Genomic DNA, 17,177 nt, shown 5'->3' with positions numbered 1-17,177 from the left:
ACGTATGACGACCGACTCGGAGGTCGAGGTCGGGCGCGAGGTGCTGGCGTTCCCGCCGGACTTCCTGTGGGGCGCCGCGACCGCGGCGTTCCAGATCGAGGGCGCGACCACCGCGGACGGTCGCGGCGCCTCGATCTGGGACACGTTCGCGGCGACGCCCGGCAAGGTGCTGGCCGGCGACACGGGCGACCCGGCCTGCGACCACTACCACCGCTACCAGTCCGATGTGGACCTCATGGCGTCGCTCGGGCTCGCCGCGTACCGGTTCTCCGTCGCCTGGCCCCGCGTTCAGCCCACCGGCAGCGGCGCGGTGGAGGAGCGCGGCCTCGCGTTCTACGACCGGCTCGTGGACTCGTTGCTGGAGAAGGACATCCAGCCGCTGGTCACGCTGTACCACTGGGACCTGCCGCAGGTGCTGGAGGACTTCGGCGGCTGGCGCAACCGCGACACGGCCTACCGCTTCGCCGAGTACGCCACCGTCGTGCACGACCGGCTCGGCGACCGGGTGCAGGCCTGGACCACGCTGAACGAGCCGTGGGTCTCGGCGTTCCTGGGCTACGGCAACGGGATCCACGCGCCGGGCATCACCGACGCCGTGGCGTCCCTGGAGGCGGCGCACCACCTGCTGCTGGCGCACGGTCTGGCCACGCAGGCGTTGCGGGCGCAGGCGCCCGAGTCGCACCGGCTGTCGATCGTGCTCAACTTCAGCACGGTCTGGGGCGAGGACGACTCGGAGGCGTCGCGGGAAGCGGTCCGCAAGGTCGACGGCCTGCAGAACCGCATCCTGCTCGACCCGGTCTGCGGGCGCGGCTACCCGCTCGACGTCCTGCAGGACACGGCGTGGCTCGGCGACTGGACGAACGTGGTCCGCGACGGTGACATGGAGACCATCGCGACCCCGGTCGACTGGATCGGCGTGAACTACTACAGCCCGACCAGGGTCGCGCCGGCCGATCCCGGCTTCGTGCCGGCCGGGCCGCACGCGGGGCTGCGCGGTGCGGTTGTGCAGCCGCCGCGGGGAGAGCTCACCGGCTTCGGGTGGGAGCAGAACGCAGACGCGTTCACCGAGCTGCTCGTGCGGCTGTCCCGCGACGCGGGCGGGGTGCCGCTCGTGGTCACGGAGAACGGGTCCGCGTTCCCCGACGTCGTCGACCCTGCGGGCCGCGTCGTGGACGTCCAGCGGACGAAGTACCTGGTGGACCACGTCCGCGCGGTGCACAGGGCGATCGCGGAAGGCGCCGACGTCCGCGGCTACCTCGCGTGGTCGCTGCTCGACAACTTCGAGTGGGCGGCCGGGTACTCGCAGCGGTTCGGGATCGTGCACGTCGACTTCGAGACGCAGCAGCGCACGGTCAAGGAGAGCGCGGTCACGCTCTCCCGGATCATCCGGCAGAACGGGCTTCCCGCCCACGGTTACACCGTCTGACGCACCTCATGGGACCGAGGGGGTCCGGCGCTCTCACCCGCGGGCACGGCCGCGCCGCAGGTGAGAGCGCTCTCTCGGTTATCGCCTGCGCAGCACGCGCGGGTCGGCGTGCAGGTTCTCCGCGAGCCGGACGGTGATGAACTCGTTGTCGTCCGGCCTGCCCGGCGTGCGGCCCGACGACGACGGGAAGTTGTTGTCGTTGAGCACGGCGATCGTGCGGTCGTCGAGGATCGTGACGTCCTCGATCGTCACGAACGGGAACCTGAACGGGTCCGCGTGCCCGCCGAGGCGCTTCGGGTTCGCGAGGTTCAGCAGGTCGGCGACCATCGTCTTGTCGAGCACGCCGTCGCGGTCGCGGTCGCGCTTGTCGGCGAGGTAGACGCGCTTGACGAGCGCGTCCGCGCCCTGGGCGCTGTCGCGTTCGATGACGAGCAACCGGTTGGCGTCGACGGCGATGGCGTCACCGATCGCGAAGTTCGGGTCCTCCAGCCGGTAGCGCCACGTCTTGCCGGTGAAGGCGTTGCCGGCGACGTCGAACTCGTTGAGCCGCAGCGTGCCCGGCGCGTCACCGGCGACGGTGCCCTCCAGCAGCGCGTTGAGCGTCTTCCCGTCGGGGGAGAGGGTCAGCCCCTCGAAGCCCTTGCTGCCGCCCAGGTTGGGGCTGCCGGCCGGGTTCTCGGGCGCGCGTACGCCGGGCAGCGGCACCGGCGGTGCCAGCAGGCGCCCGGCGCGGTCGAAGTGCAGCAGGTACGGGCCGAACTCGTCGCCCATCCAGTAGGTGCCGTCAGCTCCCCTGGTGACCGACTCGATGTCGATGTCCGCACCGGTGATCACCCGGTCCGGCCTGGTCAGCGGGAACGGGATGTGGCCGTTCGGGTCGGTCAGCGTGATGCCGCCGAGCACGTCGACGGTGTTCTTCGCGAAGTCGGGCGCGATGCGGTGGATGCGCAGCAGGAAGTCCGCGCTGTTGGCCTTCGTGCCGTACCCGTTGTCGGAGATGGCGTCGAAGGTGCCGTCGCTGTTGCGGACGAGACCGCTGAAACCCTGGACCGGCTGGTCCGCGAACGGCGGCGTGACGCCGTTGACCGGCGTCGTCCCCAGTGCCGCGCCGCTCGGTTCGCTGCCGGGGACGAAGGTCTGCGCCGGCAGGAAGGCGAAGCCGGTCAACGCGGCCATCCCCCGGCCCTTCCCGCTCGCCGCTTCCTCGGCGGCGGCGGTGGTGGGCGTGGCCAGCGCGGTGACGGTGAGCAGGGTGAGGCCTGCGGCCAGAGTTCTCCTCATACCGCGAACCCTATGTCGATCGATTTACGCGTGGTTCGCGTCGCGGCAACAAGTTCCATGAACTCTTGGTGCATGACGACGACCTGGCGCATGCGCTTCGAACTCAGCGACAGCCCCGGCGCGCTCGCGCGCGTGACCGTCCGGCTGGCGGCGGCCGACTGCAACGTCCTCGCGCTGCACGTGATCCCCGTCCCCGGCGGAGTGCTCGACGAGATCGTCGTGCGGGCGGGCGAGGGCGTCCTCCCCGCCGACCTGGTCGAGGCCGTGCGCGGCGAGGGCGCCAAGAGCGTCGGTATCACCGGCGCCGACCTGCGGGACCTCGTGGACGAACCGACGGCGGCGTTGCGCGCCGCGAGGACGGCCTTGACCGATCCGGAGAAGACGGCGGACGCGCTGCGCCAGGTGCTGGCCGCCGACGCGGTGACGGTCGGCGAGGCCGGTGCCGGCCAGGTCCAGCTCGGCCAGTGGGCGGCCCGCCGCGGCTGGGCCGGGTTCACCCAGGTGGAACTGGCGCGGGCGCGGGCGTTGCTCGACGTCGTGGACGCGCCGGCGCCCTCGCTGCGGGGAGTGCTGAGCGACGACGGTGTGGCGCTGGTCCTGCGCCCCGGCGGGAGCTCCGACGAGGACGCCGTCGCCGACCTGCACGCCCGCTGTTCCATGAGGACGTTGTTCAACCGCTACCACTCCGGCATGCGCACGGTGCCGCGCCGGTGGCTGCACCGCCTGCTCAACCCGCCCCGCGGCACCACCGTCCTCGCCCAGTGCGCGGACCGGGTCGTGGCACTGGGCCAGCTCATCCAGACCGGCACACCGGACTGCGCCGAGGTGTCGCTGCTGGTCGAAGACGCGTGGCAGCACCGGGGTGTCGGCACGGCCCTGCTCGGCGCACTGGCGGCGGACGCCCGCGCCGCCGGCTACTCCGAGCTCGTCGCGTGGTGCCTGCCGACGGAGACCGCCCTGGTGCGCACGGCCGCGAAAGCGGGCCTGCCCGCCACGACACGCCGGGAGGACGGACTGCTCCGGGTTTCGATCGCGCCGCGAGGGCGTGCCCTGAAGACGCCGATCACGGCGGACGCGGCCGAAAAAACACGGTGAACAGCGCGGAAACCCTCCTCGGAGATCGCTTGCGGCTAAGCTGACCTGCGACTCAAAGGTTTTCATCGAGGAGTGGTGGTGCTCGTGTCCAACCACGCGCGTCCGACGCTGGAGGACGTTGCCGCGCGGGCTGGGGTTTCCCGCGCCACGGCGTCACGAGTGCTGAACGCGTCCCCGCGGGTCAGCCCCGAGGCACTGGAAGCGGTCAACGCCGCCGTCCACGCCCTGGGCTACCAGCCGAACCGCGCAGCCCGCGCGTTGGTCACACGTCGCACGGGCGCCGTCGCGGTGGTGTTCTCCGAGCCGGAGCCCAAGATCTTCGACGACCCGCACTTCGCCCGCCTGATCCGTGCCGGTGCCCGTGCGCTGGCCGACGCCGACGTGCAGATGGTGCTCATGCTGGTGCACTCGCTCGACGACCAGGCCCGCGCGCACCGCTTCCTGGCCGGTGGGCACGTCGACGGCGCCCTGGTGTTCGCGCCGCACCGCAACGACCAGCTCGTGTCGATCGTGAAGAAGCTGCCGCTGCCGGTGGTCTACGCCGGCAAGCCCTGGGGTTCGCTGCGGGGCATGCACCTCGTGGACAACGACAACGAGGGTGGCGCCGTGCTGGCCACCGAACACCTGAAGTCGTTGGGGCGAAAGAAGATCGTGCACGTCGCCGGGCCCGCGGACGAGCTGTCGGCCATCGACCGGCTCAACGGGTTCAAGACCGCCCTGTCGCTGGACGACAAGGGGATCGCCCGGGTCACCGAGGACGGCGGGTTCACCCGCGAGGGCGGGCGCAAGGCGATGGCGGCGCTGCTGGCCAAGGTGCCGGCGCTGGACGCCGTGTTCGTCGCTTCCGACCTCATGGCCGCCGGGGCGCTGGAGACCCTGCAGGAGGCCGGGAAGCGGGTGCCCGAGGACGTCGCGGTGGTCGGGTTCGACGACCACGTCGCCATCGCCGAGCACACGTCCCCGCCGCTGACCTCCGTCCGGCAGGACTCCGACGAGCAGGTCAAGCACATGGTCGAGCACCTGATGAAGCTGCTCAGGGACGAGACCGTCAAGACCAAGAAGGAGATGCTGCCCACCGTGCTGGTGCGGCGGGAGTCCGCTTGATGCCACTCGGCGGTTGAGCGGGTGGTGCCGGGGGTCTGCCCCCAGCACCACCACTACTTCGGAGAAGCCGTCCAGCGCCGGCGGAGGGCCTACCTGCCGTCGCCCTGGTTCTTGCAGGTCGGCGGTGGCAGCGGGTTCAGCGGGCTGCACGGCCAGCCAGAGGAGGGCGGCACCGTCGTCGTCGACGTCGGGGGTGGCGGTGGCGGTTCCGGGTTCGTCACGGCCGGCGGCGGGGTGGTCCTCTTCGGGGGCTGCTGCGTGCTCGGGGGCGAGCTGGTGGAGGTCACCGGGGCGTCGCTGCTGCTGGGGACCGGGCTCGGCGTCGAGCTCGGCGGGGTGCTGGACGTGGACTGGATCCAGGTGGAGTCGGGCGTGCGGCTCAGCGGGTCGTCGCCGGCGACGCCGTGGATCGCCATGCCGACCAGCACTCCGAGCAACGCGGACCCGAGCACGGCGGAACCACCTGCGGCCCACAGTGCGCGCACAGCAGTCCTCCTCAATGCTCACGGTTGGAAGTCAGGCGATCACGCTGCACGGCACATTAGCGGGTAAACCGGTCGCAGGAGAACGCTCACCTGCCTGCCTTATCGGCGCCCCGGGGTTCGCGGTTGAGTGGTCGCTCCCACTGAACTGTCATCCGGGCGAGCACCAGACTGGCCCCGGAAAGGCCTGCCACCAGCACGGTTCCGGTCAGGTGCCACGTCGGAGCGTCACCCGTGCAGGTGAACACCTCGGTGAAGCGCTCCGTGGAGCAGGTGACGAACGGGACCGACGAGAGGGCGATCGAGGAGGCCGCCACGCCACCCAGGAGTGCGGAGCCGAAGGTGCGCATGAGGGGGAACGCGGCGTTGGCGGTGCCGATGGCGGCGATCGCGAAGAGCAGCGGGACCGGTCCGGGGAACAGGCCCGTCAGGGGGCAGCCGACCATCAGGACCCCGAGCACGGCCTGGCCGATCCTCGCCTGCGTCGCCACGACTGGGACCCTAACAACTCCGTAAGCTCTTTTCGGTCCGGTTCGGGCCAGTATTTTCGGTATGCCGAATCGTCGATTCCTGATCCCCGTCGCAGTTGTGCTGGTCGTCGCGCTCGGCGTCGGGTTGTACCTCTTCCAGCCGTGGCGCCTGATCACCGTCCGCGAAACGAACGAAGCGCTGCTCGTCCCGGCGTCCGCGGACCGGTCGGCATCTCAATTGACGGCTCAGTCAACGTCGTCCGGTGCGTCGGCGCCCGTAGCGGAAACGGCACGAGAGGTCGCTGCGGGTGAGTGGCGCTCTTTGGAGCACACGACCACGGGTAGGGCGAGCCTCATCGCGCTGCCCGGTGGCGGGCATTCGGTCCAATTCGCCTCGCTGAACACCAGCGATGGCCCTGACCTGTACGTTTACCTCTCGCCGCACGCCTCGAGCTCGGCGGAGAAAACTTTCGGCGAGGGATTCACGAACCTCGGTAAGCTGAAGGGGAACCGCGGTGACCAGGTGTACGAAATTCCGGCGGGCGTGGATGTCGCGGGCATTCGGAGCGTGGTGATCTGGTGCCAGCGCTTCTCGGCCGGCTTCGCCGTGGCTCCGCTGGAACGGGTCTGAGAATCCGGGGCCGGCGCACTTCCCGGCACTATTGACTTTCCTGGTCTAGACCACATAGCGTGAAGTGCACGGACACAACATCGTCCCTTGCCGATGGACGTGCGGAAGCCCCGTTGGCGAGGTGCACGGCTCACTGGGTGGGCCCACTGCGGCGGTGGCGCGGCTCCTGCTCTCCCCGGAGCCGCGCCACCGCCGTTGGCGTTCTAGTCTTGTTCGTGCACTCCCGGACCGTGGCGATCCACTACGTGCGCGCGGCACTGCGCGCGTGTCCGGAGCCGTCCACCGTCCTGCGGGAAGCGGGCATTCCGGCGAGCCTGCTCGCCGACGACCGGGCGCGCGTGACGCCCGCCCAGTACACGAGGTTCATCCAGACGCTCTGGGAAGTCCTCGACGACGAGTTCATGGGGTTCGGTCCCCGGCCGTCGAAGCGCGGCACGTTCGCGATGATGTGCCTGCTCGCCGTGCACTGCCCCGACCTCGAGTCGGCGCTGCGCCGCGGGCTCGCCTTCTACGCGCTCTTCGACCAGCCGTTGCGCCTGGCGCTCGACGACGGGCGCTTCTCACTCGACCTCCCCGGCGACCCCGACCACTTCCTCACCGAGTCGCTCCTCGTGCTGTGGCACCGCTTCTCGTCGTGGCTCATCGGCCGCCGCATCCCCCTGCAGGGTGCCGAGTTCGGCTATCCGGAGCCCGCGCACGCCGCCGAGTACCACCTGATCTTCGGCTGCCCGCTGAGCTTCGACGCGCCCGCCACCGCGATCTGGTTCGACCGGAGGTTCCTGCGCATGCCGGTCGTGCAGGACGAGGCGGGGTTGCTGCGCTTCCTGCGGCATTCGCCGGCGGAGCTGCTGTCGCGCCGCGACCACGGCGCCGACACGGCCGCGCACGTGCGGCGGTTGCTCGGGCGCGGGGTGACCGGGCTGGAGGCCGTGGCGGCCGCGCTCGGGGTGTCGGCGCCGACGTTGCGCCGCAGGCTCGCCGCGGAGGGCACGTCGTTCCGCGAGGTGCGGGAGCAGTTGCTGCGCGACCAGGCGGTGGCGTCGCTGGTGCGCGGCGGCGAGTCGGTGGAGGAGCTGGCGCTGCGCCTCGGGTTCTCCGAGGCGAGCGCCTTCCACCGGGCCTTCAAGCGGTGGACCGGGTCCTCACCCGGCTCCTACCGCGCCTAGAACCTGTCGCGCTCCCGCAGCGAGGCCGGCGGGCGGAACCGCTCGCCGTAGGTGTCGGCGAGGTAGTCCGCCCGCTCGACGAACGCCTGGACGCCGCAGGAGTTGATGAACTGCAGCGTGCCGCCGCTCCACGGCGCGAAGCCGAAACCGAAGATCGAGCCGATGTTCGCGTCCGCCACGGACGTCAGCACGCCCTCGTCCAGGCACCGCACGGTCTCCAGCGCCTGCACGAACAGCAGCCGGTCGCGGACGTCCTGTTCGGACACACCGGCGTCGGCCTTCGCGTACCGGGCCGTGAGCTCCGGCCACAGGAACTTCTTGCCGCCCTCGGGGTACTCGTAGAAGCCGGCGCCGCCGGACTTCCCGGTGCGCCCCAGGGACACCATCTCGCGGATGAGGTCGTAGGCGGGGCTCTCCGAGACGAGCGACGGGTCGTCGGCGAGCGTCTGGTCGTGGATCTTCAGCTGCAACGAGAGCGTCACCTCGTCCGACACCGCGAGCGGTCCGACGGCCATGCCGGCCTTCTTGGCGACGTTCTCGATGAACGCCGGCGCCACGCCCTCGGCCAGCATCGTGATCGCCTCGATCACGTACGTGCCGAACGTCCGCGAGGTGTAGAAGCCGCGCGAGTCGTTGACGACGATCGGCGTCTTCCCGATCTGCCGCACGTAGTCGAGCGCGCGTTGCAGCGTCTCCTCCGACGTCTTCTCGCCGCGGATGATCTCCACGAGCCGCATCTTCGGCACGGGGGAGAAGAAGTGCAGCCCGATGAACCGCTCCGGCGCCGTCACCGCGGAAGCCAGGCCGGTGATGGGCAGCGTCGAGGTGTTGGACGCGATCACCGCGTCCGGGAGCGCCCGCGCCTCGGCGGCGGGCAGCACCTCGTTCTTCAACTCGCGGTTCTCGAACACCGCCTCGATGACCAGGTCGCAGCCCGCGAGGTCGTCGTAGGACGCGGTCGGCCGGATGCCCGCCAGTCCCGCGGCGCCCTTCTCGGCGGCTTCCCGGGTCACGTCCTTCAGGACCACCTCGATGCCCGCCTTCGCCGACACCTCGGCGATCCCGGCGCCCATCATGCCCGCGCCCAGCACACCCAGCTTGGCGACCTTGCGGCCGGTGGCGGACGCGCGGCCGTTGACCTCGTTGAGGTGGAACCAGAACGCGGTGATCATGTTCTTGGAGACCTGGCCGGAGGCCAGCTCCACGAAGTAGCGGCCCTCGATCTTCAACGCCGTGTCGAAGTCGACGTAGGCACCTTCGACGGCCGTCGCCATGATCCGCTGCGGCGCCGGGTAGGCGCCGTGCGTCTTCTTGCTCAGCACGGCGGGAGCGGCGGCGAGCAGGCCGTAGCCCGCGGGGTCGCCGAACTTCAGGTCCGGCACGCCCGCGCCCGGCACGTCCCACGGCTGCACCGGAGCGGGGTTCGCCAGGATCCACGCGCGGGCCTCGGAGATCAGCTCCTCGCGCGTGTCGACGAGCTGGTCCACGATGCCCGCCTGCAACGCGCGTTCCGGCCGCAGCTGCTTGCCCTCCATGAGCAACGGCAACGCCTTCTGCACGCCCAGCAGCCGCACCATGCGCGTGACGCCACCGCCGCCGGGCAGCAGGCCCAGCGTGACCTCGGGCAGGCCGACGCGGATGCCGTTGTCGTTCAGCACGATCCGCCGGTGGGAGGCCAGCGCGATCTCGAAGCCGCCGCCCAGCGCCGAACCGCCGATCGCCGCCACGACCGGTTTGCCGAGCTTCTCCAGGCGCCGAAGCTGCGACTTGAGCTCCTCGACGCCCTCCAGCGCCTGAGCCGCGTTCTCCGGCGTGATCGCGATCAGCACGTTGAGGTCGCCGCCTGCGAAGAAGGTCTTCTTGGCGGACGTGATGACCACACCGGTGATGTCGTCGGCCTCGAGCTTCGAGACGGCGTCGCCCATCAAGTCCCGGTACTCGTCGTTCATCACGTTGGCGGAGCCGGACATGTCCATCGTCAGGGTGACGATGCCGTCGGAGTCCTTGTCGTAGTGGAACGCGCCCTTGTTCGACACGGTCAGACCCTCTCGATGATCGTCGCGATGCCCATGCCGCCGCCCACGCACAGCGTGGCGAGGCCGCGGCGCAGGTTCCGGCGCTCCAGCTCGTCGAGCAGCGTGCCCAGGATCATGCAGCCGGTGGCGCCCAGCGGGTGGCCCAGCGCGATGGCGCCGCCGTTGACGTTGACCTTGTCCTCGGGGACGTCCACGTCGCGCAGGAACTTCAGCACGACCGACGAGAACGCCTCGTTGACCTCGAACAGGTCGATGTCCTCGACCGAGAGCCCCGCCCGGTCGAGCGCCTTGCGCGCGGACGGCGCCGGTCCGGTCAGCATGATCGTCGGTTCGGTGCCCACCACGGCCACGGACACGATCCGGGCGCGCGGGGTCAGGCCCAGCGCCTTGCCCGCCGCCGCGGACCCGATCAGCATGGCCGCGGCGCCGTCGACGATCTGCGACGAGTTGCCGGGCGTGTGGACGTGGGTGATGCGCTCGACGGTGGGGTAGCGGTCGATCGCCACCGTGTCGTAGCCGAGGTCGCCGTGGAACTGGAAGCTGGGCTTGAGCTTGCCCAGCGACTCCACGGTGGACTCCGGGCGGATCGTCTCGTCCTCCTTGAGCACCACCGTGCCGTTCTGGTCGACGACCGGCACCACGGACCGCTCGAACCAGCCGTTCTTCTGCGCCTCGAACGCGCGGGCGTGCGACCGGGCGGCCCACGCGTCGACGTCCGCGCGCGAGTGGCCCTCCAGCGTCGCGATGAGGTCGGCCGACACGCCCTGCGGCACGAAGGAGAGGTCGAAGTTCGTCCGCGGGTCGATCGCCCACGCGCCACCGTCGGACCCCATCGGCACGCGCGACATCGACTCGACGCCACCGGCCACCACGAGGTCCTCGAACCCGGAGGCGACCTTGGCCGCGGCGAGGTTCACCGACTCGAGGCCGGAGGCGCAGAAGCGGTTGAGCTGGACACCGGCCGGGCGCTGGTCCCACCCGGCGGCCAGCACCGCGGCCCTCGCGATGTCGCCGCCCTGCTCGCCGAGCGGTGACACCACGCCGAACACGACGTCGTCCACCGCGGAGGTGTCGAGGGAGTTGCGTTCGGACAGCGCGCGCAGCACACCGGCGGCCAGCTCGACGGGCCGGACGCTGTGCAGCGACCCGCGCTTGCCCTTGCCGCGCGGCGTGCGCACCGCGTCGAAGATCAAGGCTTCGCTCATGGCACCACGCTAGGCCCGCTCACCGGAGCTGGCCATGACCGTGGGGGGTGACCGATTAGCTCACCTGGAACTCCATGTGCTCGGGTTCCTCCGCCTCGACGAACCCCAGCTTCCGGTAGAGGCGCCTGGCCGGCAGGTTGTCCTCCCAGACGCGCAGCCGCACGATGCGCCAGCCCTCCTCGGCCGCCCACGCGAGCACGGTCCCGACCAGGGCCTCGCCGATGCCGCGGCCGCGGTGCGAGTCCCGCACCCACATCGAGTAGAGGTACAGCCCCTCGGGCTTCCCGGTGGCCGCGACCAGGGCGACGGGGCCGGGGTCGAGCGCGACGACCTTGAGGCCGTCCTCGACGCGGTCCCGCCACAGGTCCTCGCCGTACGCCTGCTCCCGCGCCAGCACCGACCCGAACTCCGCGGGATCGCTCGCCAGCGCCTCCAGGCGGACGTCGCGCCACAGCCGCCACTCGTCCGGCGTGACCCGGTGAATCTGCATACCGAGCAGTCTGTCCGATGTGGGTGGGAATTTCGCTCAGTTTTTCGGGTGAGGGCCTGGCGCGCCGGTCATGGTGCGGACCACCGCCCGGTGGTTTCGTGGACCGCATGGCAGAGCGTCGATCGCGGTGGATGGACAGCGACCTGGACCAGTTGCGCCAGCTCGCCCGCACGTTCATGGAGAAGGAGGTCGTGCCGCACCAGGAACGCTTCGCGCAGCAGAAGCAGGTCGACCGCGACCTGTGGCGCAAGGCCGGTGAGCTCGGGCTGCTGTGCCTGAGCATCCCCGAGGAGTACGGGGGCGGCGGCGGCACGTTCGCCCACGAGGCCGTGCTGCTCGAAGAACAGGCACGCGCCGGCGACAGTTCGTGGGGCAACAGCGTCCACAGCGGCATCGTCGCGCACTACCTCAACTCCTACGGCACCGAGGAGCAGAAGCGGCGCTGGCTGCCCAAGCTCGCGTCCGGCGAGTACGTCGGCGCCATCGCGATGACCGAGCCCGGCGCCGGCTCGGACCTGCAGGGCATCCGCACGAAGGCCATCAGGGACGGCGACGAGTACGTCATCAACGGCTCGAAGACGTTCATCACCAACGGCGTGCAGGCCGACCTGGTGATCGTCGTGGCGAAGACCGACCCGGCGCAGGGCGCCACCGGCATCTCGCTGCTCGTCGTCGAGAACGACATCCGCCGCGGCCGCGTGCTCGACAAGGTCGGCATGAAGGGCCAGGACACCGCCGAGCTGTTCTTCGACGACGTGCGGGTGCCCGCCGCGAACCTCCTCGGCGCGCAGGAGGGCCTCGGGTTCGTCCAGCTCATGCAGCAGCTTCCGCAGGAACGCCTGATCATCGGCGTCTGCTGCGTCGCGGGCATCGAGGCCGCCGTCGACGTGACGCTGAAGTACGTGAAGGAGCGCACGGCGTTCGGCAAGGAGCTGGTGAAGTTCCAGAACACCAGGTTCAAGCTCGCCGAGTGCGCCACCGAGGCGGCGGTGACCAGGGCGTTCATCGACGAGTGCGTCGAGAAGCACCTGAAGGGCGAGCTGGACGTGCCGACCGCCGCCATGGCCAAGTGGTGGGCGAGCGACCGGCTTGGCAAGGTCGTCGACGAGTGCGTGCAGCTCTTCGGCGGCTACGGCTACATGAACGAGTACCCGATCGCACGCGCCTGGTCCGACGCCCGCGTCCAGCGGATCTACGGCGGCACGAACGAGATCATGAAGGAAATCATCGCGAGGTCCCTGTGAGCGGGCCGCTGACCGGCCTGCGGGTCGTCGAGCTCGCGGGCCTCGCGCCCGCGCCGTTCGGCTGCATGGTGCTCGCCGACCTCGGCGCCGACGTCGTCCAGGTGCACAAGCCGGGCAGCAGCCCGACCGTTCCCGGCGACTTCCTCGGCCGCAACCGGCGCTCGATCGCGATCGACACCCGCAGGCCGGAGGGGGCCGAGCTGGTGCTCGGCCTGGTCGAGCGGTCGGACGTGCTGGTCGAGGGCTTCCGGCCGGGCGTGACCGAACGGCTGGGCATCGGCCCGGCGCAGTGCCTCGCCCGCAACCCGCGCCTGGTCTACGGGCGCATGACCGGGTGGGGCCAGGACGGGCCGCTCGCCGACCGGGCCGGGCACGACATCAACTACATCGCCGTCGCCGGCGCGCTGGACCCCCTCGGGCGGGCCGGCGGACCGCCGGTCTTCCCGTTGAACCTCCTCGGCGACTTCGGCGGCGGAGGGCTGCTGCTGGCCCTCGGCGTGCTGGCCGCCCTGTACGAGCGCGAGCGTTCCGGCCGCGGCCAGGTCGTCGACGCGGCGATGGTCGACGGGGCGGCGCTGCTGACGACGTTCCTGCACGGGATGCGCAACGCGGGCATGTGGCCGGGCGGGCGGGGCGAGAACATGCTCGACGGCGGTGTGCCGTTCTACGACGTCTACGAGGCCGCGGACGGGCGGTACGTGGCCATCGGCGCGTTGGAGGAGAAGTTCTACGCCGATCTGGTGCGGGTGCTGGGCCTGGCGGACGCCCCCTCGCGCAACGACCCGGCGAACTGGCCTGAACTGCGCGAACGCATCGCGGCGGCGGTGAAGACCCGGACCAGGGACGAGTGGGCGGACCTCGCCCGCGGCACGGACGCCTGTCTGGCGCCGGTGCTGACCCCCGCCGAGGCGGCGCGGCACCCGTACAACGCGGCGCGGGCCACGTTCGTGGACGTCGGCGGCGTGCCGCACCCGGCGCCGGCTCCCCGGTTCGGCCGCACGCCGGCCGCCGTTCCGGTGCCGCCGGTTTCCGCCGGGGTGAACACCGGGGAAGTGCTTGCCGACATGGGTGTGTCCGACGCCCGAATTATGGAACTGCGGCGGTCTGGAGTAATTGGATGAATGTTCGGGTGCGCATTAAATGCGCCACGACGGCGTGACGGAGCGTGATGCCGGGTGTTCGGCATCCGGGTGAGGCCGGGTGCACCGGGGTCCGTCCAAGCTGTGGGATGCGAGGGAGTCCGCGTTCACCTCGTGCCCAGGACATCGGCGCTGGACAGGAACCTCTTTAGCCGCCATTCGGGTGACATTGGGCGCCGTGCAGGCGTGTGCCGTCGGTTGATCCTGGCGTGCGTTGGGCGTGGTCGTTGTTCATCGCAAGGGTGAATGAGGGAGCATGTCGGGTGACACGGCGGTCCGCCGCCTCAGCTGTGAGCGACATGGACGGAGAGGTACCTGTGAACCTCAAGAAGGTGCTAGTGCTGGCGAGCGTCGCGCTGGTGCTGTTCCTCCTGATCACCCAGCCCGAAGAGTCCGCGGCAGCGGTGCAGCAGGTGCTCGGCTGGCTGCGCCAGGGCGCCGAGTCGATCATCACCTTCGTCCGGAGCCTCTTCGGCACGGCGACCCCCGCGGTCTAGTCACGATCGGTGATCCTCGGCCCTCCGCGTTGAGCCGGACGGGTGGAATGAGGCCAATCACGCACTGGTAACGGGTGTTCTGGGGATTCAGGGTCTGGCGATTGTCAGACCTACCGAATACCTTCCGCTGCAATGGCCGATCCCCGACCGACGAGGAGGCATGGATGGTCGAGGACTCCGGGGTCCACGAGCTCTTGAAGCAGTGGGCGGCTGAACGGTCTGATGACGCGGAGATGCAGGAGGTGAACCGGATCAAGAACGCGTGGCTCGCGGAGGCTCCCCCCGCGGCGCCCGGCATCCCCGTGCAGCGGGGAGGCGGCAGGGGCGGGTCGCGTGGCTTGGTCAAGGTCGAGTCGGCGGATCCGGCCTACGTGGCCGCGATGCGCAAGCGGGCGCCGGAGGCACCCGAGGCGTTGCTCGCCGCCGCGGCGAGCTACTGGCAGCTGGTGGGCGACGTCGCCGAGGCCGAGCAGTGGTGGGACGCGGGCATCAGCCCGTTGGACCAGCGCGCGCTCGACTACCGCGCGGCGGGTCTGACCCCTGCCGACCTCGGACGGCGCCTGGGACCGATGACGGTTCTCCAGCACCTTCGTCGTGGCTCCGCCGCGGCGTGGTGCGTCGCACGTCTGCAGAGGCAGCGCCGGGACGGCGTGGCGTGAGGCTGCTCCCGGACGGGAGCAGGATGCTCGCGGGACGCGCTCTGCGCAGCTCGGACCGCGTGCCCGGTGGGGGCCGAGCCCCCACACACCCCAACGGGTCGGCCTCCAGCTCGGAGGCCCCACCCAAGTAGTGTGGAGGCCGTGCGCGGCCTCCTTACCCCCCAGCGGATCCTGATCGGGTTTCTGTGCCTGGTCGCTCTCGTCGCGTGTTGTGGGCTCGCGTACTGGCAGTGGCAGCGCTTCGAGTCCGCCAGCGGCACGTTCCAGAACCTCGGGTACGTGCTCCAGTGGCCGCTCTTCGGCCTCTTCCCCCTCTTCATGGTGTGGCGGTTCCGCCGTCTGGCGCGTCAGCGCCGTGACGAGGATCCGGTTGCGCCCGCTCCGGAGCCGGTGGCTACGGTTGACGCCGTCAAACCCGCGCCTGTCGAGCACTTCGACGACGAAGAAGACGCGGAGCTCGCGGCCTACAACCGCATGCTCGCGGACCTCAACGCGCGGGACGGTCGTTGAGCGAAGGCGGGCAGATGAAGGGTGCGTTGACCCGGTTCCGGGTCATGGCTTACGTGGTCGGTGTCTTCCTGCTCCTGCTGGTCGTGGCGATGGTGCTCAAGTACGCCGCGGACATGGGCGGGATGATGAAGGTCGTCGGCCCGGTCCACGGCTTCCTCTACGCCATCTACCTGGTGCTTTCCGTCGACCTCGCGCTGAAGCTGCGCTGGTCGATCAAGGGCACCGCTCTCGTGCTGGTCGCCGGGACGATCCCGTTCCTGTCGTTCTGGGCCGAGCGCAAGGTGGTCGAGAAGACCGCGCAGGGCGTGCCGCTGTGACGTTTGGCCTGCTAGCGTCTGGGGCTACCAACTGAACACGGCCGTCGATGTCGCGCGGAAGAGACCCCTCCCGAAGGGGCGCCGAAGGAGCAACTCCTCCCCGGAATCTCTCAGGCACAGATACCGCACGACGAAGGCAACTCTGGAAAGCAGGCTCATCAGCCTCGCCCACGGTGCAAGTCACTTCGGTGGCGAAGCTCTCAGGCTCATGACAGAGGGGGAGGCTCGCTCTGGTGAGGAGTCTCCGATGGACCGTGTCATTCTTCTGATGCCTCAGCCGGCCTGGTCCGGCTCTTCGGCGCACCCTGGAGGACCGTTCTGATGTCCCGCCTCACGCCTCTGAACGCCGAGCACGAGCAGCTCGGCGCGATGTTCACCGACTTCGCGGGCTGGCGGATGCCGCTGCGCTACTCGAGCGAGCTCGCGGAGCACCACGCGGTGCGCACCACCGCGGGCCTGTTCGACCTCACGCACATGGGCGAGATCGTCCTGACCGGCCCGCAGGCCGGCGAGGCGCTCGACCACGCGCTGGTCGGCCACATCTCGGCGCTGGCCGTCGGCAAGGCGCGCTACACGATGATCACGCAGGCCGACGGCGGTGTGATCGACGACCTGATCGTGTACCGCCTGGGCGACGAGGAGTTCATGGTCGTCGCGAACGCCTCCAACGCCACCGTGGTGGCCGAGGCGCTGGTGGAACGCGCGGCCGGCTTCGACACCGCCGTGGCGGACAGGTCCACCGACTACGCGCTGATCGCGATCCAGGGCCCGAAGTCGGTCGAGATCCTCTCCGGTCTGACGGAGACGGACCTGGCGACGGTGAAGTACTACGCGTCTTACCCCTCCACGGTCGCGGGCGTCGACACCCTGCTCGCGCGCACCGGCTACACCGGCGAGGAGGGCTTCGAGCTCTTCGTCGCGCCCGCCGACGCCTCGGCCGTGTGGGCCGCGTTGCTCGAGGCGGGCTCGCCGCACGAGCTCAAGCCGTGCGGTCTCGGCTGCCGCGACACGTTGCGCCTCGAAGCCGGAATGCCGTTGTACGGCAACGAGCTCACGACCTCGCTGACCCCGTACCACGCCGGTCTCGGCCGCGTCGTGAAGCTCGACAAGCCGGGCGACTTCGTGGGCCGCGACGCGTTGGCGAAGGTGTCGGAGTCCGGTGTGGACTCGGTCCTGGTGGGACTGAAGACCCCGGAGCGCCGCGCCCCGCGCCACGGCTACGCGGTGCTGAACGGCGACGAGGTCGTCGGCGAGGTCACCTCGGGCGCCCTGTCCCCGACGCTCGGCTACTCGGTGGCGATGGCCTACGTGACCCGCGCGAGCTCGGAGCCGGGCACCCCACTGCTGGTCGACGTCCGCGGCAAGAAGCAGCCGGTCGAGGTCGTCGCACTTCCGTTCTACAAGCGCGCCAAGTAGGGAGATCCT

Annotated in this window: 18 protein-coding genes and 2 riboswitches; of the genes, 13 read left to right on the top strand and 5 right to left on the bottom strand. The window is 70.4% G+C overall.

Annotation, left to right across the window (positions count from 1 at the left end):
* Window positions 1–4: 4 nt before the first annotated feature.
* The gene (locus BMW88_RS10700) at window positions 5–1,426 is read left to right on the top strand and encodes a GH1 family beta-glucosidase (protein ID WP_089950488.1); all 1,422 of its coding nucleotides are present in this window, start codon (window positions 5–7) and stop codon (window positions 1,424–1,426) included.
* 78 nt (window positions 1,427–1,504) lie between these two features.
* Here the strand turns inward: BMW88_RS10700 and BMW88_RS10695 are convergent, their stop codons facing one another.
* Window positions 1,505–2,707: an esterase-like activity of phytase family protein gene (locus BMW88_RS10695; protein ID WP_089950487.1), complete on the bottom strand. Its 1,203-nt coding sequence runs from the start codon at window positions 2,705–2,707 to the stop codon at window positions 1,505–1,507.
* Between the two features lie 72 nt (window positions 2,708–2,779).
* Between BMW88_RS10695 and BMW88_RS10690 the strand changes: the two genes are divergently transcribed.
* The 3 genes from BMW88_RS10690 (at window position 2,780) to BMW88_RS10680 (ending at window position 5,458) form a co-directional block, all read left to right on the top strand.
* Window positions 2,780–3,802: a GNAT family N-acetyltransferase gene (locus BMW88_RS10690; protein WP_245777696.1), complete on the top strand. Its 1,023-nt coding sequence runs from the start codon at window positions 2,780–2,782 to the stop codon at window positions 3,800–3,802.
* Window positions 3,803–3,880: 78 nt separating this feature from the next.
* Entirely contained in the window at window positions 3,881–4,906 is a 1,026-nt protein-coding gene (locus BMW88_RS10685) for a LacI family DNA-binding transcriptional regulator (protein ID WP_089950683.1), read from the top strand.
* Window positions 4,907–4,927: 21 nt separating this feature from the next.
* Window positions 4,928–5,458 (top strand): hypothetical protein, encoded by a 531-nt coding sequence (locus tag BMW88_RS10680; protein WP_089950485.1) that lies wholly within the window; start codon window positions 4,928–4,930, stop codon window positions 5,456–5,458.
* Between the two features lie 19 nt (window positions 5,459–5,477).
* On the opposite strand, the gene BMW88_RS10675 is transcribed toward BMW88_RS10680, so the two are convergent.
* Window positions 5,478–5,879 carry a hypothetical protein gene (locus tag BMW88_RS10675; protein WP_089950484.1) on the bottom strand — a complete coding sequence of 134 codons (402 nt, stop codon included), beginning with the start codon at window positions 5,877–5,879 and terminating at the stop codon, window positions 5,478–5,480.
* Between the two features lie 61 nt (window positions 5,880–5,940).
* Here BMW88_RS10675 and BMW88_RS10670 point away from each other — a divergent pair, with 61 nt between their 5' ends.
* Complete coding sequence (locus tag BMW88_RS10670) at window positions 5,941–6,489, top strand: DM13 domain-containing protein (RefSeq protein WP_089950483.1); 549 nt, start codon at window positions 5,941–5,943, stop codon at window positions 6,487–6,489.
* 215 nt (window positions 6,490–6,704) lie between these two features.
* Window positions 6,705–7,655, top strand: a complete 951-nt coding sequence (locus BMW88_RS10665; RefSeq protein ID WP_089950682.1) for an AraC family transcriptional regulator — start codon at window positions 6,705–6,707, stop codon at window positions 7,653–7,655.
* On the opposite strand, the gene BMW88_RS10660 is transcribed toward BMW88_RS10665, so the two are convergent.
* The 3 genes from BMW88_RS10660 to BMW88_RS10650 are packed head-to-tail and all read right to left on the bottom strand — an operon-like array spanning window position 7,652 to window position 11,386.
* Window positions 7,652–9,691, bottom strand: coding sequence for a 3-hydroxyacyl-CoA dehydrogenase NAD-binding domain-containing protein (locus BMW88_RS10660; RefSeq protein WP_281249385.1), 2,040 nt, complete (start codon window positions 9,689–9,691; stop codon window positions 7,652–7,654). The genes BMW88_RS10665 and BMW88_RS10660 overlap by 4 nt on opposite strands.
* A gap of 2 nt (window positions 9,692–9,693) precedes the next feature.
* On the bottom strand, window positions 9,694–10,896 hold the full coding sequence (locus tag BMW88_RS10655) for an acetyl-CoA C-acetyltransferase (protein ID WP_089950481.1): 1,203 nt from the start codon (window positions 10,894–10,896) through the stop codon (window positions 9,694–9,696).
* 55 nt (window positions 10,897–10,951) lie between these two features.
* Complete coding sequence (locus BMW88_RS10650; RefSeq protein WP_089950480.1) at window positions 10,952–11,386, bottom strand: GNAT family N-acetyltransferase; 435 nt, start codon at window positions 11,384–11,386, stop codon at window positions 10,952–10,954.
* Window positions 11,387–11,493: 107 nt separating this feature from the next.
* Here BMW88_RS10650 and BMW88_RS10645 point away from each other — a divergent pair, with 107 nt between their 5' ends.
* The 7 genes from BMW88_RS10645 (at window position 11,494) to gcvT (ending at window position 17,168) form a co-directional block, all read left to right on the top strand.
* Window positions 11,494–12,630 carry an acyl-CoA dehydrogenase family protein gene (locus tag BMW88_RS10645; protein WP_089950681.1) on the top strand — a complete coding sequence of 379 codons (1,137 nt, stop codon included), beginning with the start codon at window positions 11,494–11,496 and terminating at the stop codon, window positions 12,628–12,630.
* A complete protein-coding gene (locus BMW88_RS10640; RefSeq protein WP_089950479.1) occupies window positions 12,627–13,751 on the top strand; it encodes a CaiB/BaiF CoA transferase family protein in 1,125 nt (374 codons plus the stop codon). The genes BMW88_RS10645 and BMW88_RS10640 overlap by 4 nt, the downstream gene beginning before the upstream one ends.
* A 335-nt stretch (window positions 13,752–14,086) precedes the next feature.
* A complete protein-coding gene (locus tag BMW88_RS10635) occupies window positions 14,087–14,266 on the top strand; it encodes a hypothetical protein (protein WP_425434642.1) in 180 nt (59 codons plus the stop codon).
* Window positions 14,267–14,430: 164 nt separating this feature from the next.
* Window positions 14,431–14,925, top strand: a complete 495-nt coding sequence (locus tag BMW88_RS10630) for a transcriptional regulator (protein ID WP_089950477.1) — start codon at window positions 14,431–14,433, stop codon at window positions 14,923–14,925.
* A 141-nt stretch (window positions 14,926–15,066) separates the two neighbouring features.
* A complete protein-coding gene (locus BMW88_RS10625; protein ID WP_089950476.1) occupies window positions 15,067–15,435 on the top strand; it encodes a hypothetical protein in 369 nt (122 codons plus the stop codon).
* 14 nt (window positions 15,436–15,449) lie between these two features.
* Window positions 15,450–15,752, top strand: coding sequence for a DUF3817 domain-containing protein (locus tag BMW88_RS10620; RefSeq protein WP_089950475.1), 303 nt, complete (start codon window positions 15,450–15,452; stop codon window positions 15,750–15,752).
* A gap of 45 nt (window positions 15,753–15,797) precedes the next feature.
* Window positions 15,798–15,888: riboswitch (glycine riboswitch) on the top strand.
* 1 nt (window position 15,889) lies between these two features.
* Window positions 15,890–15,974: riboswitch (glycine riboswitch) on the top strand.
* Window positions 15,975–16,073: 99 nt separating this feature from the next.
* A complete protein-coding gene (gene gcvT, locus BMW88_RS10615) occupies window positions 16,074–17,168 on the top strand; it encodes a glycine cleavage system aminomethyltransferase GcvT (protein WP_089950474.1) in 1,095 nt (364 codons plus the stop codon).
* Window positions 17,169–17,177: the final 9 nt, after the last annotated feature.

Origin of the sequence: Lentzea xinjiangensis, assembly GCF_900110955.1 — a bacterium.
Lineage (GTDB): Bacteria > Actinomycetota > Actinomycetes > Mycobacteriales > Pseudonocardiaceae > Lentzea > Lentzea xinjiangensis.
The sequence above is the reverse complement of the archived record's forward strand: the minus strand, read 5'-3'. Positions and strand labels throughout refer to the sequence as shown.